The sequence below is a fragment of the Kordiimonas pumila genome (genome assembly GCF_015240255.1).
GTDB lineage: Bacteria > Pseudomonadota > Alphaproteobacteria > Sphingomonadales > Kordiimonadaceae > Kordiimonas > Kordiimonas pumila.
The window spans coordinates 466,174-488,401 of record NZ_CP061205.1 but is presented as its reverse complement, the minus strand read 5'-3'; the positions used below and the strand labels follow the sequence as shown (position 1 = coordinate 488,401).

Genomic DNA, 22,228 nt, shown 5'->3' with positions numbered 1-22,228 from the left:
CGGGCCCTTACTGAGGGGCCCGGTTCTTATATCTGGCTATCATACTCTTTTCAAACAGCAAGTTTAATTTGCTGCTGTTTTGGGGCTTATCCAGCCTATGTTCCCATCTGTACGTCGATATACCACTTCAAGGGTATCATTGCGCATGTTGCGAAACATAAAGGCATGTGCATCTGCAAGGTCCATTAGCATAACTGCATCTCCGACACTAACCCGAGGGATTTCTGTCCGGTTTTCAGCAATGATAATGGGCTGATCTTCGTGCCCACCATTTACAGGTTCATCACTCTCTTCGTCTAAGCTTGGCGCGATTGTAATATCATGGGCCAGTTCCATGGCAATATCACGCTGTGATGTTTTGTGGTGGTTCTTAAGGCGTCGTTTGTATCGACGCAACTGTTTTTCTACTTTTTCTGCTGCAAGCTCAAAGGCAGCATAAGGGTCATCGGCTTCGCCGTTGCTTTGGAGATTAACGCCCTGGTTGGCGTGAAACGAGACATGTGTAGTGTATATGTGTCCTTCTTTGGCAAATGTGGCCGTAGCATCAATGGTGCGGCTGAAATATTTATCTGCGACTGCTTCCAGTCGGTCCTCGACATGTGTGGTTAAAGCATCACCAACATTCATTTTCCGTCCAGATACATTGATTTCCATAGGTGCCAGTCTTCCTTTCTCGGCAATCCGGGTGATTGCCAGCCTGTAAAAAAGCCTTGAGGCTTTGATTAACGGCTTATGGGTACCTGCTGTTCCCGTAACAGCACGTCACATGCCGCAACAGCTTTTGCTGCTGTTCTTCAAAGCTTACCACAAAGTATGGTTTAAGTGTGGTTAACAAGTGTTGATTTTTGTCAAAATTATGAAAATAAAGGGTTTTGTGTGAGCTGTTTGCTGTGGGGAAAGCGAAAGTTTAAGCGCGACTCACGAGGACATGTTTTTAAGCCGTCGCCGCTGCACAGAAGATGGTATCCTAAGTGCTTCACGGTATTTGGCAACAGTCCGCCGCGCAATATCAATGCCTTCTGCATTCATCATGACAACCAATTTGTCATCAGACAGGATTTTTTTAGGGTTTTCTGCATCAATCAGTTCCTTAAGCCGGAATTTAACTGATTCGGCAGAATGGGCATCGCCGCCATCAGCCGCAGAAATAGAAGAGGTGAAAAAATACTTCAGTTCAAACATACCACGCGAGCACGACATAAACTTATTATTGGTCACTCTTGATACGGTGGATTCGTGCATATCAATTTCGTCGGCAATATCTTTTAGGGTAAGCGGCTTTAAAAACCGAACACCATGATCAAAAAAGGCGCTTTGGGTTTTAACAATGGCGGTTGCCACTTTTAAAATTGTGCGCGCACGCTGATCGAGGGCTTTTACCAGCCAGTTGGCGTTTGATACACAGTCAGAAATGAAGGCTTTGGCTTCTTTGTTGCCGCCTGAGTCCTTAAGCTCGGTCACATACTGCGAATTAACCAGTACTTTTGGCAGTGTTTCGCTATTGAGTTCAACAATCCAGCTACCAGCCAGATTTTTACGGATAAAGATGTCAGGAATAACAGGCTGTACATCTTCCATGCCGTACATAAGGCCGGGTTTTGGGTTAAGCGCCCTGATTTCGCGGACCATATCTGCGATGTCTTCATTATCAACACCGCAAAGGCGCTTGATGCCTGCCATATCGCGGCGCGCCAGCATATCAAGGTTCTCAACAAGGGCCTGCATCGCGGGGTCGTAGCGATCAAGCTCGCGTAGCTGTATGGCAAGGCATTCAGATAAACTACGGGCAAAAACCCCGGTAGGCTCAAGGGTTTGCAGGGCCAGAAGGACAGATTCAACCTCTTCATAGGTTGCACCCAGTTGGGGTCCAACCTCTGGCAGGGTTTCCGGGTGTATATAGCCCGCTTCATCAACAAGGTCGATCAAGTGAGCGGCAATCAGTTTCTGGCTCGGGTTTTCAAACAGCACGGTCATTTGCCGGGTTAGAAAATCATGCAGGTTTTCTTCACTCTCCAGCGTTTGGTCCAGCCCGCGATCATCCGGTATACCGCCGCCGCTGCCCTTTATGGCACCCATACCGTCATAGCTTAGGCCGCTAGCACCGTTGTCTGATGTCTCAACACGGTCAGAAACCGCGTCGTTATTGTAAATATTGGTGTCAAAATCTGCGTCCAGCGCACTTTCAGTTGAGGAAGAAGTGTCCATGGCGCTTTCTAGGCTTTTGTCTGATGCTATAAGCTCGTCGGGCATATTATCAGCCCCACTTGTATCGCGCAGATTATCGTCGGTTGCTGTGCCGCCGCGCTCCCCACCGTCCTCTGCAATGCCATTTGTGCCGTCTGGCTCCCCTACCTCAAGGATGGGGTTTTTTTCAACTTCTTGGGCTACATAATCCGTGAGTTCCAGATTAGAGAGCTGCAAAAGCTTAATGGCCTGTTGCAGCTGAGGCGTCATCACCAACTGCTGGCTTTGCCTTAAATCTAATCTGGGGGAAAGAGCCATGCCTGTATTCCCTTACAGCCTAAAGCTTTCACCGAGATAGACCCTGCGAACATCCTTGTCTTTCAGGGCATCCTGCGGCGTACCTTCAAACAACACCCGGCCATCATAAATGATAAAGGCCCGGTCAATAATATCGAGTGTTTCCCGTACATTATGGTCCGTGATCAAAACACCAATGCCTCTGTCTTTCAGGTGGTATGTCAGGTCCCTGATGTCAGAAATGGCAATGGGGTCAATGCCGGCAAAGGGTTCATCAAGCAACACAAAATCAGGTTTTGCGGCAAGGGCACGGGCAATTTCGCAGCGTCTGCGTTCGCCGCCAGAGAGCGCAAGGGCTGGCGTGTTCCTGAGGTGCGTGATTGAAAATTCTTCGAGCAGTGTTTCCAGTCTGTCTTCGCGGGTAGATTTATCAGGCTCTGCCACCTCAAGAACTGCACGAATATTATCAGATACACTAAGGCCCCTGAAAATTGATGTTTCCTGCGGCAGGTACCCAATGCCAAGCCGGGCGCGGCGGTACATAGGCAGGTGGGTAATATCGTTACCGTCCAGTTCTATGCGGCCCTGATCAGGGGCAATAAGGCCGGTGATGCTATAAAAACAGGTGGTTTTCCCAGCGCCGTTTGGCCCTAAAAGCCCAACAACCTGCCCGCGTTTTACCGTGAGAGACACATCTCTGAGGACGGGGCGGCCGCTATAAGATTTTGCAATCCCCCGCACTGCCAGACCGCCAGTATCGGTAGTTTGTTTTTTTGTGTCTTGTACGTTCATTACTGACCCCGTTACGCTAAACAAGCATAAAGCGCTGCAAAATGGCTTATTTGGCTCATTTTATGCATAAGCTTTATCAATAAATAGTGAACAAACAAGGTATTCTTAAGAAAAATCTAAAAATTTTTCTGTTTACATAAACATTTACCGGGCTTTTTAAATAAAAAATAGACCGGTAACCGGTTGATTATTTTAGGTCTTGATGAATTTTTTGGTTCTCTGTAGCCCAAATGGCTGTGCATTTTTCATTGATAGTCTGCAGGGCGGGCTCTTTGTCTAGAAGAGTGATAATATCCTGCCAACGAGCTTTTGCTGCGCCTTTTCCCAAGCGGTTATATATTTCTACCAGAAATTGATAATCTTCAGGATAATCAAGAACCCACCTATATTGGTGGCCAAGCGGGCGGCCTTTTGGCGCAAAATGGTGGAACATTTTTAACCCGGTCTGGCGCTTCATCCACAGCGTTACATGCTCGCGTTCACCATCAAGGGTGGCATTTTTATAAGCTTGCTCTAATAGGTCAAAACTGAATAGTTCACAGTCAAGCCCGTGTGGCCAATCGGCATTTGCGCCAAAGGTGCAGCCTGATGCGAGCGTGCCTTGAATAAGGTTTTCGGCAACATCCGGGTCAAAAAGCGGGCAATCAGAGGTGACTCGCATAACCCATTGAGCTTCCTCTATTTTTGCGGCCCCGTAATAGCGCGACAGCACGTCATTTTCGCTGCCCTTAAATATTTTTGCACCCGCCTGCTGTGCAATTTCATAAACCGGCGCTTCAAAAGGGTCATCAATGCCCGCACACACAACAGAGTGAACAGAGGGTATGGCCAAACAGCGCTTCAGGACATGAGCAAGAGCGGGTTTGTCGCCGAGCGGTTTCAAAATTTTATCGGGCAGGCGCGAGGAACGTCGTCTGGCTTGCACAATACAGACTATTTTCTCGCTCATATATATGCTTATCCTGCTGTGAAGGACCAATATTTTGCCAATGTTGGCGAAATCATGTTTTATGTCAATGGTTCAGGTGTGGTGTGCTGTGTTGTTTGGGGCGATAACTGGTTTATGAAAAACAAAAAAATTGCAGTTATTAACACGGCCAATCGGCCTTGGGCGGTTATCGATACACCTGTTTTGATGGCGACGTGTGCTAACGCAGTGGTAAAAGAATTCTATTTTTCGCCTTCAGGCCGGGCGTTTGAAGTGTCTGATCTAGGGATAGACCAAACTGTTGCCGTTATGGACGGGGAGCAGGCTTTATACGCGGCGCTCAAGGCTTTTAACCCTGATATTCTATATCTAAGGGTCGCGCCCCATACCCGCTCGGAATATTTGTATAGTTGTTTGCGGCAGCAGGTATCTGCGGCAAAGCTATTTGTTGAGTTTTACGATCTAAGCCTGCTTTTTACCCGTGATGCTGTTGGGTATATATACGGGAATGACGCTGCAAAAGTGGCTACGGCCAGCTGTCGGGCAGCGCTAGAGGGTGCAGACGGCCTTATCGTAAAGATGGGCGGCAAGGCTTTTCAAGACTGGGCGGCGGGCTGCAAGGCGCCGATCATCTCTGTTTTCCCCGCACTTGAGGGTGGGGAAAAAGCGAATGGACAGAGGGCAGACAAAACGGGCGTGCGCAAACTGCTTTATGCGGGCTCAGCAAGTGCCCGGGAACTAAACCCTGATAGCGGCAAAACAGACGGCGCTAATCTGGTCCGGTATTTTGATGCCATCGCCGCAGATAAAAGCCTGTCCCTTGATATTTATAATGCCGCGCACAGCCTGCCGCATGAAGATGTCTCGGTAAAGTTTGCCGCTTTGATAGAGAGATATGGGGCGCAGCAAAATGTTCACTATCACCGCGCCAGTCCCCGGCAGTATATTAGCGATAAGGCGGCGGGATATGATTTAGGGCTGTGCTGTGCACACTACCGGGATGACACCGTTATGGATGTAACCCGCTTTGGATTGCCTAACCGCATGATGACATATGTGGATGCAGGCTTACCGGTTATTATTGATGATGCGTTTGCATTTGCGGCTGACCTTATAAGCCGTTTTGGGGCGGGGGCTGTGGTTCCGGCGGGTAATATGGCTGTGTTTCTGGAAACCATCAAGGGTTTGAACCTGCTAGAGGCTAAAGCCGGTGTTAGGGCGCTAAAGCATTATATGCAGACAGAAAACACCCAAAACCTTGCCGCGCTCAAGGCCATGCTTATGGGATAAGTAAGTGTAATCTTTCGTTGAATACTTTCTGTATTTCAGCCATTGTCACCAGATCCTTCTGACATCAAAAAAGAGCCTCTCATGTCGCACGCAAAAACATTTTTCACGGAAGCTGCCAAAATCTGTGAAGATATTGACGTTACCAAAATAGACCAAATGGCTACCGAACTGGCACAGGTGCGCACAAACGGTGGGCGGCTTTTCTTTTTGGGGGTGGGCGGCAGTGCTGCAAACTGCGCCCATGCGGTGAATGATTTCAGGAAACTGTGCGGCATTGAAACCTATGCCCCCACAGATAATGTGTCAGAACTGACGGCCCGCACAAACGACGAGGGCTGGGATACGGTTTTTTCAGGCTGGCTTAAAACCAGTAGACTATCGAACAAAGATGCGGTTTTTGTCCTGTCCGTTGGTGGTGGCAATGCTGAAAAAAATGTCAGCACCAATATTATTAAGGCGCTTGAAGTGGCACAGGATGTGGGCGCTAAAATTTTCGGTATCGTTAGCCGGGATGGCGGCTATACGGCATCTGTGGGCGATCATGTTGTGATTATACCAACGGTACATGCCGATAGGGTTACACCGCACGCAGAAGGGTTTCAGGCGGTTGTGTGGCACTGTCTGGTGTCAAACCCGGTTTTGCAAACAATGGCAACAAAGTGGTAACCACACCCAACCGGTACTTGTTCGAAACAGGGGGCTGTTATGAATCGGGCGGTGTTTCTTGACAGGGACGGTGTGTTAAACCGTGCTTTTGTGCGCGGCGGTAAATCGTACCCGCCGGCAACCCTGCATGAATTTGAGCTGCTAGAGGGGGTGGCTGAGGCATGCAGCGCGTTAAAAAGTGCAGGCTTTAAGTTGATTGTGGTGACAAACCAGCCCGATGTAGCAACCGGCAAGCAAACGCGGGCAGTGGTGGAAAAAATGCATGCCAAGCTTACAGCGCTTGTACCCATTGATGATATTTTTGTGTGCTACCATGTGGACGCTGACATCTGCGCCTGCCGCAAGCCTGCGCCAGGTATGATACTGGAGGCGGCGAAACGGCATGATATTGACCTTGCCAGCAGTTATCTGGTGGGCGACAGGTGGCGTGATATTGAAGCTGGCGTAAGGGCTGGGTGTCAGGCTATTTTTATTGAGTATGGCTATGCTGAAAAAGCGGCAGAGGGTTATGTTCTGGCAACGGGCAGTTTGAAACAGGCAAGTGATTTTATATGTAACAACGAGGCTGGCATAAAGTAGCGCTCGTGTTGATATTTTAAGTTGGCCACATTATTGCTTTAGCAGTAACAAAAAGGCATGCTGCGGATATTAGGGACTATGCCCTAATCGGGGAATGCGGCCTGTAACTTGCTGAAATACAAAGATTTTGGCCATAAAGAGGACCGGGAAAAAATGACAGTATGTAATCTGAAGGTGAAAATTTTTGCCGATGGCGCGGATTTTGATGATATCTGCATGCTGAATAAAAACCCGCGTATTGAGGGGTTTACCACAAACCCAACCCTTATGCGGCAGGCCGGTGTCAGCGATTATGAAGCTTTTGCTCATAAGGTTTTAGCCGTTGCAACAGACAAGCCGGTTTCGTTCGAAGTTTTTGCAGATGATTTGCCCAGTATGGAGGCACAGGCACGCGAGATTGCATCGTGGGGCCAGAATGTGAATGTAAAAATTCCGGTTACCACCACAAAAGGCGAATTTACCGGCCCTATTTTAAAGCGCCTGACAGCAGACGGTGTGCAGGTGAATGTGACCGCTCTTATGACGGTTGATCAGGTGCGTGCTGTGGCAGCGGTGCTTTCGCCGACAACACCGGCGATCGTTTCCGTTTTTGCGGGCCGTATTGCAGATACGGGGCTTGATCCGGTGCCCTATATGCAGGAAGCGGCCACTGTTTTGGCGGCCCTCCCTAAGGCAGATCTCTTGTGGGCAAGCCCCCGCGAAGTGCTGAATATTTATCAGGCAGATGCTGTTGGCTGTGGTATTATCACCGTCACGCACAGCCTGTTGAAGAAGCTGGATTTATACGGCAAGGATCTGGTGGAATATTCCCTTGAAACCGTTGCCATGTTCTATAATGACGCCAGTGCAGCGACCTATCAGATCAGGGTGAAGGCACCCAAAGACTGCGAAGTTGCGTAAGCAGGCTTCCGGCATTTTTTATCACGTTACTAAAAGCGAGCGATTTATGGCATTGAAGTTTGAAACTGTCCTCATCACAGGCGGCGCAGGATATTGTGGCAGTGTGCTTGTTCCCCAACTGCTGGAAATGGGGCACAAGGTTATTGTCTACGATATTATGTATTACGGTGACACGCACCTGCCAAAGGGCCATGAAAACCTGAAAGTCATAAAAGGGGATATCCGGGATACGGCCTCGCTTGCCGCCGCCATGGCTGGTGTGGACGCGGTTATCAGCCTTGCCTGCATCTCAAATGATGCCAGTTTTGTGCTGGATGAAGACCTTTCCACGTCCGTTAACTTAAACGCATTTGAGCCTATGGTTGCTGCCGCGAAAAATGCGGGCGTAAAACGCTTTATCTATGCTTCTTCAAGCTCTGTTTACGGTGTGTCTGACGAACCGGATGTAAAAGAAGATCACCCGCTGGTGCCGCTGACACTCTATAATAAATACAAGGGCATGTGCGAACCGGTCCTGAAAAAATACACCGACGATACTTTTGTCGGGGTTATTTTCCGGCCTGCAACAGTTTGTGGCTACGGCCCGCGTCAAAGGTTGGATGTGTCCGTAAACATTCTCACAAACCACGCTATTAATAACCGTAAAATTCTGGTGTTTGGTGGGTCGCAGTTGCGACCAAACCTGCATATTCAGGATTATGTCGACCTGTGTAAGGCATTTTTGGTAGCAGACGACAGCATCATCGCCGATGAAACCTTCAATTGCGGTTATGAAAATATGAGCATGATGGAAATTGCCCATTCAGTGAAGCGTGTTGTGCAGCAGGAATTCCCCGAGCTCGGCGAAATCGAGATTGAAACCCAGCCAACAGACGATATTCGCTCGTACCACATTAATTCTGACAAGATCAAAAAGGTACTTGGCTTTGCGCCTAAATATTCGGTGGATGATGCCGTGCGCAGCCTGTGTGTTGCTTTCCGTGAAGGAAAATTGCCCAACAGCTTTGAGGATGATAAATATTTTAATGTGCGCACCATGCAGCGCATTGGGGCGCGTTAATGGGCAAGCCGCTGGCCATCGTAACCGGAGGGTGTGGTTTTATTGGCAGCCATATGGTGGATGTGCTGGTTGACAAGGGCTTTGCAGTGCATGTGGTTGATAGCCTGGTCGGGGGGCGCGAGGCAAACATTGCGCGCCACAGTGCAAACAGCGATGTGCGTTTCTTTAAGGAAGATATTCGCGCGCTTGAACCCGGCAATGCAATTTTTGACGGGGCAAAATTTGTTTTTCATTTTGCTGGTATCGGCGACATTGTACCGTCTATTGAGCGTCCGCTTGATTATATGTCTGTCAATGCGCAGGGCACGGTGCAGGTGCTTGAATGTGCCCGCGCCGCAGGCGTTGAAAAGCTGGTTTATGCTGCTTCTTCCTCCTGCTACGGCCTTGCGGCTGTACCAACAGATGAAAGCCATGTGATTGATACCAAATACCCCTATGCCCTTTCGAAATATCAGGGCGAGCAGGCTGTGCTGCACTGGCATAGTGTTTACGGGCTCCCGGTTAATTCTGTTCGCATATTTAATGCTTACGGTACGCGCTCGCGCACATCGGGGGCTTACGGTGCTGTGTTTGGCGTGTTCCTGAAGCAGAAGCTGGCGGGTAAGCCGCTAACAATTGTGGGGGATGGTACCCAATCGCGCGACTTTCTCTATGTAACGGATGTGGCAAAGGCCTTTTATGCGGCGGCGGATACAGACCGTGTCGGCGAAATTTATAACCTCGGGGCCGGTAACCCGCAAACGGTGAATTATCTGGCATCGCTTTTGGGCGGCGAAACGGTTGCCCTGCCAAAGCGCCCGGGCGAACCTGACTGCACATGGGCAGACATTACAAAAATTAAAACAGAATTAGGCTGGAAACCCGAGGTTTCTTTTGAACAAGGTGTTAGCAAAATTCTGGATAATATCGACTATTGGCGTGAAGCCCCTTTGTGGGATGTAGACAGCATTGCGGACGCAACCAAAACATGGTTCCGCTTCATGCAGGAGAAGCAAAATGGATGATGGCAGCCGTAAACTGGTCTCTCCAAAAATTAAAACCAGACAGCAACTGCGTGATCTTATTGGTGCAAGGCCGCGCAGCAAGAAGGTTATTATCTGTCATGGTACGTTTGATGTGGTGCATCCCGGCCATGTGCGGCATTTGCTCTATGCAAAAAGCAAGGCAGATATATTGATCGCCAGCCTGACATGTGACCAGCATGTGACCAAGGCTGATATGCGCCCTTATGTGCCAGAACATCTGCGCGCCATAAATCTGGCCGCTTTTGAAATGGTTGATTATGTCATTATTGATGATAACCCGACGCCGATTGAAACCATTAAGTTTCTAGAGCCTGACTATTTTGCCAAAGGCTATGAATATGTGGCAGGCAATATTCCGCCCAAAACGCAGGAAGAAATGGCGGCCCTCGAGCCTTTTGGCGGTGAAATGATCTTTACCCCCGGCGATATCGTTTATTCATCTTCACGGTTTATAGAATCAGCGCCGCCTAACATTAGCACAGAGAAATTAATGGTGCTGATGCAGGAAGAAAACTTTGACTTTGGCGACATGCGCGCGGCACTTGGCCAGTTTGCTGGCATGAAGGTGCATATCGTGGGCGATACTATTGTCGACAGCTTTACCCGTTGTTCCATGATTGGCGGCATGACCAAAACCCCGACCATGAGTGTCAGGTTTGAGGAAAAGGTTGATTATGTTGGCGGCGCTGGCATTGTTGCAAAACACCTTTGTGCGGCGGGCGCTGATGTCACTTTTTCCACGGTACTTGGGGACGACAATCTAGCGGCTTTTGTGCTCGATGATTTAGAGAAAAGCGGGGTTAACTGCCAGCCTATTATCGACCCGACCCGACCAACGACCAACAAAAATGCTTTTGTTGCCAGCGACTACCGGCTTTTAAAGGTTGATACACTCGATAACCGGTCAATTTCAGATAAGATTGTGAAAAAACTACAGAAGCAAATTGCCAGTGAAAACGCCGCGATTGTTGTTTTTAGTGATTTTCGCCATGGTATTTTTAACAAGCATACGATCGGCGATCTGGTGAGCGCGATACCGGATGGGGCTTACCGCGTGGCTGACAGTCAGGTCGCGAGCCGCTGGGGTAATATTACAGAATTTAAAGGCTTTGACCTGATAACACCAAACGAGCGTGAGGCGCGCTTTGCCCTTGGGGATCAGGATTCGGTCATGCGACCACTGGCAACCGAGCTGTTTAAAAAAGCAGAGTGCAAAACCCTTATCCTGAAACTTGGGGCACGCGGTATTCTGACATACAGAACCCGACCAGAGGGTGACCCGCGCACGATTATCTCTGTTGATAGCTTTGCAGATACGGTGCTTGATGCGGTGGGCGCGGGGGATGCCTTGCTTGCCTATGCTTCCCTTGCCATGGTGGCAACTGGCGGTAATGAAGCGCTTGCTTCTGTGCTGGGTAATATTGCGGCAGGGCTTGAATGCGAATATGACGGCAATGAAACCGTTAAGCCGGGCGCGATACTGGAGCGGCTGGCGCGTATCGAGAACGCAATAAATTATTCAAACAGTTAGCCTGTGGGTGCAGGTTAAGGGGAGAACGTCTGTTGAGGGTGCTGGTATTAGGATTGGGGGTTCAAGGCCATAAACGCCGCGATGTGGCGGGGCCTGACTGTGTGGGCGTTGTGGACCCGGTTAACCCTGATGCTGATTACCGCTCCGTTCAGGATGTACCCCTTGCAGCCTTTGACGCTGCCCTTGTGTGCACCCCTGACGGCGCGAAAATTGAGATTCTCACCTACCTTCTTTCAAACGGCAAACATGTACTGGTGGAAAAGCCTTTGCTGGCTGGCAAAGCGGGTGATCTTGAGGCGCTTCAGGCGCTTTCTAAGGCAAAGAATGTTACCTGCTACACAGCCTATAACCACCGGTTTGAGCCGCATTTTGTGCGTATGAAGCAGGCTATTGAAGACGGTATGCTGGGGCAGGTTTACCGGGCGCGCATGTTTTACGGCAATGGTACGGCGCGGCTTGTCCGTAACTCGGTGTGGCGCGATGAAGGTGCGGGTGTGCTACCCGACCTTGGGTCACATTTGCTTGATACTTTTCTATTCTGGTTTGGCCTGCCGGATACGGGCTTTAAAATGATCAGTGCCAATGCCTTTGAAAACAAGGCGCCTGACCACTGTGTCTTTGGTGCTGTGGGTAAAATAAGCCTCGAGGCAGAAATGACGCTTCTAAGCTGGCGCAACCATTTTACGGCTGATATTTTTGCAGAAAAAGGCAGTGCCCATATTCGGTCCCTGTGCAAATGGGGGCCAAGCAGCTTTACCCTGCGTGACCGCAAGCTTCCAAGTGGTCGACCAGATGAAGATACGGTTACCATAACCCAGCCAGACCCCACATGGCACGCTGAATATGCCCATTTCAAGGAACTGTGCAAAACCGGTGCGGGCAATATTTCAAATGATATATGGATCGAGCAGGAACTGGCCCGCCTGACACACGAGACAAAGGCTATGTGTCCGTGAATGGTGCGCCGACCATAGCCTATGCGGGCATGACCCACTTGGGGCTAAACTCTGCAGTTGCGGCGGCAGCACGGGGTATGCAGGTTACCTGTTTCGACAGAGACGAAGCCGTTATCACCGGCTTAAAGGCCGGCACCACAGCCATTGAGGAACCAGACCTTACGGCGCTGATGGCAAAGCACATGGACCGCCTTCGCTATACCGCCAATCGAGAAGCCCTGGAAGGCTGCGACCTTGTAATAATTGCGCCTGACATTCCAACAGATGATGCTGCAAACAGTGACTTAACGGCACTGCAAAACCTTGTGCAGTTGCTTGATGCTGCTTTGCCTGCGGCTATGCCTTTTATTATCCTAAGCCAGTTACCGCCGGGGTTTAGCCGTGCCCTTATCCTGCAAGAGGGGAGGCCTTATTATTATCAGGTTGAGACGCTTATATTTGGGCAAGCTATTGACCGGGCCTTAAACCCTGAACGTATTATCATTGGCTGTAAAGACCCGTCCGCTCCCTTGCACAAGGCTTACAGGGCATTTCTGGATATGTTCGATTGCCCCTTGTTGCCTATGCGCTATGAAAGCGCGGAACTGGCTAAAATTGCCATTAATTGCTGCCTTGTTTCCTCCATCAGCACGGCAAACACTCTGGCGGAACTCTGCGAAAATATTGGGGCAGACTGGTCAGAAATTGTGCCTGCCCTCAGGCTTGACAGGCGCATTGGCCAATATGCCTACCTATCACCGGGCCTTGGTATTGCAGGGGGTAACCTGGAGCGCGACCTTAACACGGTTGTGCGGTTCGCGGGCCAGCACGGCACGGATGCGGGTGTTGTAAAAGCATGGCAAAAAAACAGCCAGTACCGGCGCGACTGGGTGCTGCGCCTACTGCATGATCAGCTTTTTCCCCTTGTGCCAAACCCTAAAATTGCCATCTGGGGCCTTGCCTACAAGCAGGATACCCATTCGGTTAAAAACTCGCCGTCGCTGGCGCTGCTCGCGCATCTTGGCGGGTTTGATCTTGCGGCGTATGACCCTGTTGTTGCCAATAGTGCCGTGCCTACGATGCAGCTTGCGCCGCAACCAGATGCCTTATCTGCCATAAAAGGCGCTGATATTCTTATTATTATGACACCGTGGGATGTGTTCCGGGCTGTCGCGCCGGCGGCTATCAAGGCAGCTATGGCGGGTTCAATCATTGTCGACCCTTACGGCGTGCTGTGTACAAACGACTGCACAAAAAATGCGCTGCAACACTTTACCCTTGGACGGAAAACACCTCAAACGATAGGATAAAAGATGCTTACCCACATGAATGCTGACTATAAAAAACCTGACCGTGTTGTTCTGCTGGGGGGTAGTGGCTTTGTTGGCAAGGCTGTTTCTGCACTGCTGAAAGAAGAAGCCATTGACGTCGCGTCTTTTTCATCAGCGGATATAGACCTCAGCACAGAGGCAGGCGCCGTTAAGCTTGCAACAGAGTTAAAAGAAGGCGACAGTCTTGTTGTTCTTTCTGCGCTTACACCAGACAAGGGCAAAGGTATTGATACCTTTATGAAAAACCTGCGTATGGTGGAGGGTGTTTGCAGCGCCGTTCAAAAAACCATGCCGGCCCATATTGTCTATTTCAGTTCAGATGCGGTTTATCCGATGACGGAGAACCCGGTTTCAGAAGAGAGCGCTGCCGCACCGGGTGATTTATACGGCGCTATGCATTTGGCGCGGGAAATTATGTTGAAATCTGCGGTGGCCGACAGGCTTTGTATCCTGCGGCCAACCCTTATTTACGGCGCGGGCGACACGCACAGTTCTTACGGCCCTAACAGGTTTCGCCGGGTGGCGGCGGCAGACGGCAAAATCACCATTGGCGGCGAGGGCGAAGAAACCCGCGATCATATTTATGTGGCGGATGTTGCCGCTTTGGTGCGGTTGGTGCTGGGGCATAAAAGTACAGGGCTGTTAAATGTTGCAACCGGTGTTTCAACAGACTTTGGCACCCTTGCCCGCATGGTGGCAGCGCTTTTTGATACAGATGTACCCGTAAAGGGTTCACCGCGCGGCAGTGCCATCACACACCGCAAGTTTGATATAACGGCATGCCGGAAGGCTTTCCCGGCTTTTGCCTTCACACCGCTTGATCAGGGCCTCGCGCTTGCTCAGAAGGATGTTGAATAAAACATGCCGGAATTTAACCTCTTAAAGTCTGTCCCCAGTATCAGGCGCAGCGTGGCGGCGCGCTTGGTGAACAAGGATGTGAACCGGGCAGAGGCACTTAAATTTGGTCAAGCCTATTTTGATGGTCCGCGTGAACAGGGGTACGGTGGTTACACCTATGATGGCCGCTGGAAAGCAGTAGCTGCAACCGCGCGCGACCGGTACGGCCTTAAAGCAGGAATGAAGGTGCTGGATATCGGATGTGCAAAAGGCTTTTTTGTCCACGACCTGATGGAAATGGTGCCGGGGTTGGAGGCTGTGGGCATAGATATTTCCGCCTACGCGCTGGAGCATGCGTTGCACAGTGTGCAGGCACATGTGCAACAGGGTTCGGCAGATAAACTGCCCTTTGCAGATCACAGTTTTGATGCGGTTTTCTCGATTAATACCATCCACAATCTGGACCGCGCCGGGTGCGTTGCAGCGTTACAAGAAATGGTGCGGGTGTGCAAAAACCCGGGCGCGTGTTTTGTGCAGGTGGATGCGTACCGCAATGAAGCAGAACTCACGCTTTTTGAAGCATGGATGCTAACCGCTCAAACATACTGCACACCAGACGAGTGGTACACACTTTTTGCCGAGGCGCGCTATACAGGGGATTATTTCTGGACCATATTGGAATTTGACGAAACAGAATAAGCTGTTAGGCTGGTTTAAAGCACGGCTCAGGGGTTAAAATGACAGACGAAAAAACCAAAGAATCCCAATATAATATTGCGCTTGACTATGCCCGCGCGCGCGGGCTTGAGCAAATGGGCCTGATGACAAGTCAGGCATGGTATGATGACCCGCGCCGCCTCACGTTCACGCTTGCGCGCTATAAATTTGTTTCCAAAATGTTTTCAGGCCGCAAGCATGCGCTTGAGGTTGGCTGTGCTGATGCTTTTGGCACCCGTATTGTGGCGCAAGAAGTAGAAAAAGTAACGGCAACGGATTTTGACCCTGTTTTTATCAAGGATGTGAAAGACCGTATGAGCGATAAATGGCGGTTTGACTGCTTTGTGCATGATATGCTGGCAGACCCAGCACCGGGTGCATATGACTGCATGTATGCCCTTGATGTGCTGGAGCATATTGAAAAGCAGGATGAAGACACGTTTATCAGCAATATGATAGCACCGCTCGACATGGACGGTGTGATCATATTGGGGATGCCGTCGCTGGAAAGCCAAGACTATGCATCGCCTATTAGCAAGGAAGGGCATGTTAATTGCAAGACAATGCCTGACTTTAAAGTGTTGATGGAAAAGTATTTTAAGAACGTGTTTATGTTTTCGATGAATGATGAAGTTGTGCATACGGGGTATCATAAAATGGCTCACTATCTTTTTGCGCTTGGCTGCGGGAAGCGCGCATAATGGCTGATGATACACGCATGCTTGAACGCGCTCTTGCGCCAGACATGGCCTGTTACGGCAAGCACCTTGAAGCCCTTGTCAGGGAAGAAAACCTATACGGCGCCCTTGGCAAAACCGCAGAAAACTTTGATGTTGTGGACCTGCTGCTGGAAATTGCATCCAATTATGTGAATGTTGAAGATTTTGTCACCAGTATCACCTTTGGGCAGGTGCAGGAATGCCTAAAGCCTTATCCACATGCAGGCACCAAAGGCGGCAGACGCCTTGTTGTGGCACCGTGTTCGCCGCTCTTTACCAAGGTTATGACAGACCTTGCGGGGCATTTTGATCATATCGTTTTTATCGATAAATTCAGAGCGGGTGTAAAAGTTGCCGGTAAAACCATACAATCCGTTGATGCCTACAAGCCAGAAACAGGCGACCTGTGCCTGATTTTAACCCGCAATACCGAGGCCGCCGCCGGGTATGAAAATATGTTTGGGCAGGGTAATTTTATTAATTTCCTGAAAGTGTATATTCTTCTAAAGTTGGCGCATGTAACCGACGGTTTGCCTGCCTTTATGGACAAGGTGCATGCAACGGAAAAACCGATCCTGTTCTCCAGCCCGCGCCCTATGGGCACACTTTCTTCTACTATTCGCGAGCTGGGGCGGCGTGGCTTTTCTCCCTTCTGGCTAGGGTCAGAGGAAGTGAAAGAAGATCATCAGGTGGGGTATTCAACGCCGCGTGTAACGGATGTTGCTTTTGTTGATTATCAGATGGGTGGGTTTATTGATAATCTGCGGGCCTTTATCAATCTGCAGCACGGCACGGTGTTTTTTCATTACGAGGCTATTTACCCGCCAAACTGGGATTTTAACCGTGTTGCCCTGTGTTATGCCGCCACCATTGCCATGATCCGCACCGTTAAGGAAATGCGGGATAGTGAGGCAAAGGGCAAGCTGGCGCTTTACATGTATGACGCGATTAAGCCGGGTGTTAAAAACTATGATCGCGGACCAAGTTGTGGCCGCCTATATAAAACCATGATGCAGGAAGCCGAGGCGATCATTTTTAGCTCATATACCGAGCCATTTGGTGACTTTGTTGAAAATGCTGTCCGCAAAAAGCTGCCACGGGTACACTGCCACCGCTATCAAATTATGCCCAAAAACCGCCAACCGCGCAGAACAGACGCATACCATATTGCGATTATATCTGTGATGCTGGAAGAATTTTGGGAGCCATCGCGCATGGGTGTTGTGCCGTATCTGCGCGACCTTATTCTCGACGGTATGCATATTCACTATTACACAGGCAATGTTGACCATCCAAAGCTTGAGGAATTCCGCCTGTCGTTACCAGAAGATAAACGGCACCAGTTTCAGGCATACCGGCCTATTCACGATCTTGATGAACTGTCAAACGAGCTTAGCCAGTATCATGTGGGCTGGAGTCTGTTTAACATGCAGATTTTCAATGATACTACCACCTATATGGAAGACCAGTTCACTCGGGATGCGATGGAACTGTTTACCCCCACAACACTACCGTCTGTTATATGGACCAGTGCGGCCGCTGGCCTGCCTGTTGTTTGTAACCGCGATATGCGCGGTGTTGTTGATATGTTGCCTGCAGGCATGGCCATTCCGCTAACTTTGTCTGAACTTGGTAACCTGAAAAATATTCTCGACGGTATGGATTGGAAAGCCATTGACGCTATTTCGCTTGAAAGCCTTGATATTGAAAACCAGATTTACAAACTCGCTGATTTTTTAACTGGGTTGAGTGCCTGATATGACCGAAAGCAACATCGCGCCAAAACTGTTAGTGCAGATGCACCGCGAGCTTTTAAGGGTGCGCCACGCCGAACTTGCGCTTGCCGAGCGTTATAAACAGCAGGAAATGCGTACCCCGACCCATTTTGGTGTGGGGCAGGAAGCCGTAGCTGTTGGTGTTTGTGCGGCGCTCAGGAAAGACGATGTAGCTTACAGCCATCACCGGTCGCATAATCATTTTCTGGCAAAAGGTGGCAGCGTGTACCGGCTGGCAGCAGAGCTTTTTGGCCGCGAGACCGGGTGTTCCCGTGGACGTGGGGGGTCTGTTCACCTGACAGATCTATCCGTTGGGTTTGTGGCTTCAAGTGCGATCCTCGGTGAGGCGCTGGCAGCAGCAACAGGGAGTGCGCTTAGTTTTAAAATGGATAAGGCAAACCGGGTATCCACGGCCTTTTTTGGTGACGCAGTGGCGGAAGAAGGCGCTTTTTATGAATGCCTTGGCTATGCCGCGCTTATGAAATTACCGGTTCTTTATGTCTGCGAAAACAATGGTTATGCAACAGAAAGCCCGCTTGCTATTCGCCAGCCAGAAGGTGTTTCCATTACGGGCCGGGTTAAAAGTTTCGGTATCGAAACGTTTTATGTGGACGGCAATGATGTGTGCGCTGTTTACGAAACGGCAGCTAAAGCCGTTGCTTTTGCCCGCGAGCATATGTTGCCTGTGTTTCTGGAATGTACAACATACCGGTGGCTAGAGCATGTTGGCCCCCATTTCGACCACGATCTGGGCCGTACATACCGGGATGAGGCTGAACTGCAAGACTGGCAGCAGAAATGCCCGGTAAGGCGCAGTGAAACAGTCCTTTTGGCGACAGGCTTGGCAACAGAGGCTGAACTGGAAGGCTGGGAAGCTGCCATAAAAGCTGAGATTGAGGCTGATATTGAGCGAGCCTATGCAGACCCGTGGCCAGACCCAAGCCAACTTTTTGATAATGCTTCCTGAAAGTGATGGGCGAGAGAGCAATGCGCATACTAAAATATAAAGAAGCGATCTCTGAAGCCACGGTGCAGGCCATGGAAGCAGATAACAGTATTTTTGTAACTGGTCATGCGGTGGATTATCCGTCTGGCATTTTTGGCTCGACAACAGCGGCGGCAGCGCGCTTCCCCGACAGGGTGTTTGACTGCCCGTCTATGGAAAATGGCTTTGCGGGTATCGCGGTGGGTGCGGCCGCTATGGGCAAGCGCCCGCTTTATGTGTTCCCGCGGGCAGATTTTATGTTTCTGTCGTTCGATAACCTCCTTAATCTAGCGTGCAAATGGCGCTATATGTACGGCGGTAATGCCGGGCGTGTGCCGATTGTGTTTCGGGCTATTGTGGGCAAGGGTTGGGGTCAGGGTGCAACACACTCGCAGAGCCCGCACGCGCCGCTTGCCCACTTTCCGGGGCTGACGGTCGCACTACCAGCAACGCCTGCTGATGCAAAAGGCCTGCTGCTTTCCGCCCTGACAGGGCAAGACCCTGTGGTTATCTTTGAACACCGCGCCCTTTACGACACAGAAGGCCCTGTGGATGAGGCAATGACACCGATCCCGTTTGGCAAAGCGAATATTGTGCGTGAAGGGTCAGATATTACAATAGTGGCAACGTCTTTTATGGTGTCAGAGGCGCTCGTCGCGGCAGAGGAACTGGCGGCGCGCGGGGTGAGCGTGGAAATTATTGATCCGCGCACAGTTAGGCCGCTGGATGAAAAAACCATTCTGGCGTCTGTTAAAAAAACCGGCAGGCTTATTGTGGCAGATACCAGTTGGGAACTATGCGGTTTTACCAGTGAAGTGGCGGCATTGGTTGCAGAAAAAGGTTTTCACCACCTAAAGGCACCGGTGCGGCGGATTGCGCTGGCGAATTGCCCTGCCCCTGTCTCGATGAAGCTTGAAGAAGCATTTTACCCAAAGGCCTCTACGCTTGCGAACGCGGCGCTTCAGCTTTTGGGCAAAGCTTCAACGGATATGGCGCATATTGATCAGGAATCGCTTTTCAAAGGGCCATATTAAGGTTTGACCCTAAAATTTTAGGTCTGGTAGCAGCGTGAGGGGGTTTTGGGGAAAGGCAGGCAGGGCGGAGCCCTGCGGCAAGCATACAACATTGGTTACATAGTCAAGCGTGTAACCATATTCAAACACATCCCACACACTGGCGCCAGCAACTGTGCAATAGAGAGTATAGCCCCTCTGGTTGAGCGCGAGGTACAGGTCTCGCACACCTTTGTGCCAGCTGTCTGACCAGCATTCAAACAGGATAACGGGCTGGTGTTCTGTAATAATAGCAAGGCTGGCCAGCAGTACGTCTGGCTCGCTTCCCTCTACATCAACCTTGATAAAGGTGGGAAATAGCCCTGTTTCATTGCAGATATCAGCAAGGGTTTTTACCGTTACGTCGATTTCGTCAATGGTATTTACAATGTGGCGTTCGGTGTATTCAGCATACAGCGAAGACCCCCCCGCACTTTCTGATACATCAATATAAAATTTTTGCGGGCCGCGCTGTTCGGCCGAGCCAACGGCGCACGGCACTAATTGAACATGGTGATGATCAGCAAAAAGGCTTTGATACAGTTTTTGCATGACCGGGTTTGCTTCAATGCCAATTATGCGGTGGTAGTGCTCTAGCGCTATTGTGGTGGCGCCGCCCCTGTTTGAGCCAATATCAAAAAATACACCGGCTTTTGGGTTTCCATAATGCCGGATGGTGTTGGCAATATAAAACCATTCTTTTGCTTCTTTGAACGGCGCCATAAGCGGGTATGGGTCCCAAAATGTACTAATGCCCATTTGTTCCATATGGCTATAAGGCGCAGTTTTGTTGATCACCAATTTCTCGGAAAACAGCAAGGGGTGCGTGTCAGCATGCCAGATGGCTTTATAGTCAGCAAAGCCAAGAATGGGGGTTTGCTGGGTTTCAAGCTTTGCGCCTATGCCCTTTTCCTGCACAAACCCACCGACCTTAACCCCGGCCTGCTGCAAAAAGCCTGCGAGCAGAACGGTGTAGTTATTCACTTCATACAGATAGACACAGGTGGCTGATTTCAGCGCACTAAGGCTGGTAAGCTCTGTTGAGGCCTGCCTCATTATAGCGCCGCCAGTGTTGTTTCGTCCTGTTGTTCACAGAGGTGGTATGTCGTGTCAAAATGACAGAGGGCATTTTCAAGCTGGGTCAGGATGGGTAGTTCATTTTCATGTGGGTATGTTGCTAAAAGGTAAGGGTAGACCGGGTCGGTATAATGGCGGCCAAACTGCATGAATGAGCCATGATATGTGATGGTTTTTTTGCCAAGGCCGCCAGCAAAACAGGCCTGTGTATTCCTGACGCTGATAACAAAATCAAGGCTTTCTATGAGGGCGGCTGTTCCTTCAATATCATCGAATAAATCAAGATCAGCATACGATATTATCAGATCAGTGCCGTCAGCACGCTTTGGCATGGCCGCGAGTTCATCAGTACAGTCGCCGTACTGAATGTTGACAAACTGGAAGTCGCTCATTTTTTCAAGGAACGGTAATAGCATTTCAAGATCAAAATAACCGCCCTGCCGCTCGCCAGTCATTTTTGAGCTGCGCCAGCTAATGCCAACTTTGGGTTTTGTATTAAGCTTTAAAAGTCGTTCCGCCCAATTTTTTTTAAGGGCAGGGTCAGCTATTAAAAACGGCTTTTTAGCGCGGAAGGTGTCTAGCGAGGGCTTGCTATAGTAAAAAGCGTCGCCGAGGGGGGCAAAAAAATCTACCGGCTCTGTAAGCCAGTCGTAGGCATGATGCCTTTTCAGGTCAATTGTTTCCGCCTTTGCCTTGATCACGTCGACATTTGGCAGGCTACGCTGAACCAGAGAGATAATTTTGGGGTTTACCTCGACAATAACCTTTTTGGCAGTGGCGGCGATATCAGCAACCGCGCTGATAAATGTGATCTGGTCGCCAATGCCTTGCTCTTCCCCGATCAGGATGGTTTTGCCGGTTAGGTCTTCGCCCTTCCACCACGGAATTGTGTGGTCGTATTTAACCGAGGATTTAATTTTTGGATCATGGCGAAAAGCATAATCAGCCCAGCCTTTGCTGTAGTAGCCATCCCAGAAATAACAGGTGGCGCGGTTCACATGGAAGTGTGGGTCTTTGGCATAGCCGCGTTCGGCTTTTTCAAAGGCTTCCGTCCATTTACCGGCGTGCCGTGGCACAGTGCGGGCGATAAAATAGCTAAGGCCAAGGTTGTTCCAGGCATCATAATAGGCAGGCTTCAGGCTTACGGCGCGCTCAAGCGCGTCTATGGCATCTGCCGTTAGCGACATTTGCTGGTAGAGGGTGCCAAGATTGTTCCATAACATGGGGTCACTGTGCATAAGCGGGGCGACATCAGCATAGGCTTGCAGGGCTTCATTATTTCTGCCGGTTAACTGCAAGGCATGGGCACGGTTGAAGGCAATTTCAATGGAATCGGGCTTTAGGCTACTGGCAACATCATACCATTTGATCGCCATGTCGTAAAAATGCATGGCCTTGGACATATTACCAAGCTGGAAGATTGTATCCGGGTCGCCCGGCTTTACCTCCAGGGCGGTTTCAAAGGCGGCAATGGCATCAGAAAACCGGTTTTTTTGTGCGAGCTGTCTTCCCCGGTTATAGAATTTTTTAAAGTCTGCGCGTGCCATT

Annotated in this window: 21 protein-coding genes; 15 read left to right on the top strand and 6 right to left on the bottom strand. The window is 50.0% G+C overall.

Annotated elements, in window-relative coordinates; translation table 11 throughout:
- Window positions 1–63: 63 nt before the first annotated feature.
- The 4 genes from hpf to ICL80_RS01940 form a co-directional block, all read right to left on the bottom strand.
- Complete coding sequence (hpf, locus tag ICL80_RS01955) at window positions 64–654, bottom strand: ribosome hibernation-promoting factor, HPF/YfiA family (RefSeq protein WP_194214454.1); 591 nt, start codon at window positions 652–654, stop codon at window positions 64–66.
- Between the two features lie 264 nt (window positions 655–918).
- Window positions 919–2,502: an RNA polymerase factor sigma-54 gene (gene rpoN, locus ICL80_RS01950; RefSeq protein ID WP_194214453.1), complete on the bottom strand. Its 1,584-nt coding sequence runs from the start codon at window positions 2,500–2,502 to the stop codon at window positions 919–921.
- A gap of 12 nt (window positions 2,503–2,514) precedes the next feature.
- Window positions 2,515–3,273: an LPS export ABC transporter ATP-binding protein gene (gene lptB / locus ICL80_RS01945; RefSeq protein WP_194214452.1), complete on the bottom strand. Its 759-nt coding sequence runs from the start codon at window positions 3,271–3,273 to the stop codon at window positions 2,515–2,517.
- A 187-nt stretch (window positions 3,274–3,460) separates the two neighbouring features.
- Window positions 3,461–4,222, bottom strand: a complete 762-nt coding sequence (locus ICL80_RS01940) for a cytidylyltransferase domain-containing protein (RefSeq protein ID WP_194214451.1) — start codon at window positions 4,220–4,222, stop codon at window positions 3,461–3,463.
- Window positions 4,223–4,276: 54 nt separating this feature from the next.
- On the opposite strand from ICL80_RS01940, the gene ICL80_RS01935 reads away from it, so the two are divergent.
- From ICL80_RS01935 to ICL80_RS01865, 15 genes are all read left to right on the top strand, one after another.
- Window positions 4,277–5,491, top strand: coding sequence for a hypothetical protein (locus tag ICL80_RS01935; protein ID WP_194214450.1), 1,215 nt, complete (start codon window positions 4,277–4,279; stop codon window positions 5,489–5,491).
- An 81-nt stretch (window positions 5,492–5,572) separates the two neighbouring features.
- Complete coding sequence (locus tag ICL80_RS01930) at window positions 5,573–6,157, top strand: SIS domain-containing protein (RefSeq protein WP_194214449.1); 585 nt, start codon at window positions 5,573–5,575, stop codon at window positions 6,155–6,157.
- A 39-nt stretch (window positions 6,158–6,196) separates the two neighbouring features.
- Complete coding sequence (locus ICL80_RS01925; RefSeq protein ID WP_194214448.1) at window positions 6,197–6,736, top strand: D-glycero-alpha-D-manno-heptose-1,7-bisphosphate 7-phosphatase; 540 nt, start codon at window positions 6,197–6,199, stop codon at window positions 6,734–6,736.
- Window positions 6,737–6,889: 153 nt separating this feature from the next.
- Window positions 6,890–7,636: a transaldolase gene (locus tag ICL80_RS01920; RefSeq protein ID WP_194214447.1), complete on the top strand. Its 747-nt coding sequence runs from the start codon at window positions 6,890–6,892 to the stop codon at window positions 7,634–7,636.
- 46 nt (window positions 7,637–7,682) lie between these two features.
- Window positions 7,683–8,696, top strand: coding sequence for an NAD-dependent epimerase/dehydratase family protein (locus tag ICL80_RS01915; protein ID WP_194214446.1), 1,014 nt, complete (start codon window positions 7,683–7,685; stop codon window positions 8,694–8,696).
- On the top strand, window positions 8,696–9,700 hold the full coding sequence (locus tag ICL80_RS01910; protein ID WP_194214445.1) for an NAD-dependent epimerase/dehydratase family protein: 1,005 nt from the start codon (window positions 8,696–8,698) through the stop codon (window positions 9,698–9,700). The genes ICL80_RS01915 and ICL80_RS01910 overlap by 1 nt, the downstream gene beginning before the upstream one ends.
- The gene (locus ICL80_RS01905) at window positions 9,693–11,252 is read left to right on the top strand and encodes a PfkB family carbohydrate kinase (RefSeq protein ID WP_194214444.1); all 1,560 of its coding nucleotides are present in this window, start codon (window positions 9,693–9,695) and stop codon (window positions 11,250–11,252) included. Before ICL80_RS01910 ends, ICL80_RS01905 begins: the two co-directional genes overlap by 8 nt.
- A gap of 38 nt (window positions 11,253–11,290) precedes the next feature.
- Window positions 11,291–12,208 (top strand): Gfo/Idh/MocA family protein, encoded by a 918-nt coding sequence (locus ICL80_RS01900; protein WP_228073893.1) that lies wholly within the window; start codon window positions 11,291–11,293, stop codon window positions 12,206–12,208.
- Window positions 12,151–13,497: a nucleotide sugar dehydrogenase gene (locus ICL80_RS01895; protein WP_194214442.1), complete on the top strand. Its 1,347-nt coding sequence runs from the start codon at window positions 12,151–12,153 to the stop codon at window positions 13,495–13,497. The genes ICL80_RS01900 and ICL80_RS01895 overlap by 58 nt, the downstream gene beginning before the upstream one ends.
- A 3-nt stretch (window positions 13,498–13,500) precedes the next feature.
- Window positions 13,501–14,376: an NAD-dependent epimerase/dehydratase family protein gene (locus ICL80_RS01890; RefSeq protein ID WP_194214441.1), complete on the top strand. Its 876-nt coding sequence runs from the start codon at window positions 13,501–13,503 to the stop codon at window positions 14,374–14,376.
- 3 nt (window positions 14,377–14,379) lie between these two features.
- Window positions 14,380–15,054 (top strand): methyltransferase domain-containing protein, encoded by a 675-nt coding sequence (locus ICL80_RS01885; protein WP_194214440.1) that lies wholly within the window; start codon window positions 14,380–14,382, stop codon window positions 15,052–15,054.
- 38 nt (window positions 15,055–15,092) lie between these two features.
- Complete coding sequence (locus ICL80_RS01880; RefSeq protein WP_194214439.1) at window positions 15,093–15,773, top strand: class I SAM-dependent methyltransferase; 681 nt, start codon at window positions 15,093–15,095, stop codon at window positions 15,771–15,773.
- Window positions 15,773–17,548, top strand: coding sequence for a hypothetical protein (locus ICL80_RS01875; RefSeq protein ID WP_194214438.1), 1,776 nt, complete (start codon window positions 15,773–15,775; stop codon window positions 17,546–17,548). Before ICL80_RS01880 ends, ICL80_RS01875 begins: the two co-directional genes overlap by 1 nt.
- Window position 17,549: 1 nt before the next feature.
- Window positions 17,550–18,533 (top strand): thiamine pyrophosphate-dependent dehydrogenase E1 component subunit alpha, encoded by a 984-nt coding sequence (locus ICL80_RS01870; protein WP_194214437.1) that lies wholly within the window; start codon window positions 17,550–17,552, stop codon window positions 18,531–18,533.
- A gap of 20 nt (window positions 18,534–18,553) precedes the next feature.
- Complete coding sequence (locus ICL80_RS01865; RefSeq protein WP_194214436.1) at window positions 18,554–19,585, top strand: alpha-ketoacid dehydrogenase subunit beta; 1,032 nt, start codon at window positions 18,554–18,556, stop codon at window positions 19,583–19,585.
- A gap of 9 nt (window positions 19,586–19,594) precedes the next feature.
- Here ICL80_RS01865 and ICL80_RS01860 read toward each other — a convergent pair whose 3' ends face one another.
- Together ICL80_RS01860 and ICL80_RS01855 are read right to left on the bottom strand one after the other, a co-directional pair.
- The gene (locus ICL80_RS01860; RefSeq protein ID WP_194214435.1) at window positions 19,595–20,659 is read right to left on the bottom strand and encodes an FkbM family methyltransferase; all 1,065 of its coding nucleotides are present in this window, start codon (window positions 20,657–20,659) and stop codon (window positions 19,595–19,597) included.
- Window positions 20,659–22,227: a tetratricopeptide repeat protein gene (locus tag ICL80_RS01855; RefSeq protein ID WP_194214434.1), complete on the bottom strand. Its 1,569-nt coding sequence runs from the start codon at window positions 22,225–22,227 to the stop codon at window positions 20,659–20,661. The genes ICL80_RS01860 and ICL80_RS01855 overlap by 1 nt, the downstream gene beginning before the upstream one ends.
- Window position 22,228 lies beyond the last annotated feature (1 nt).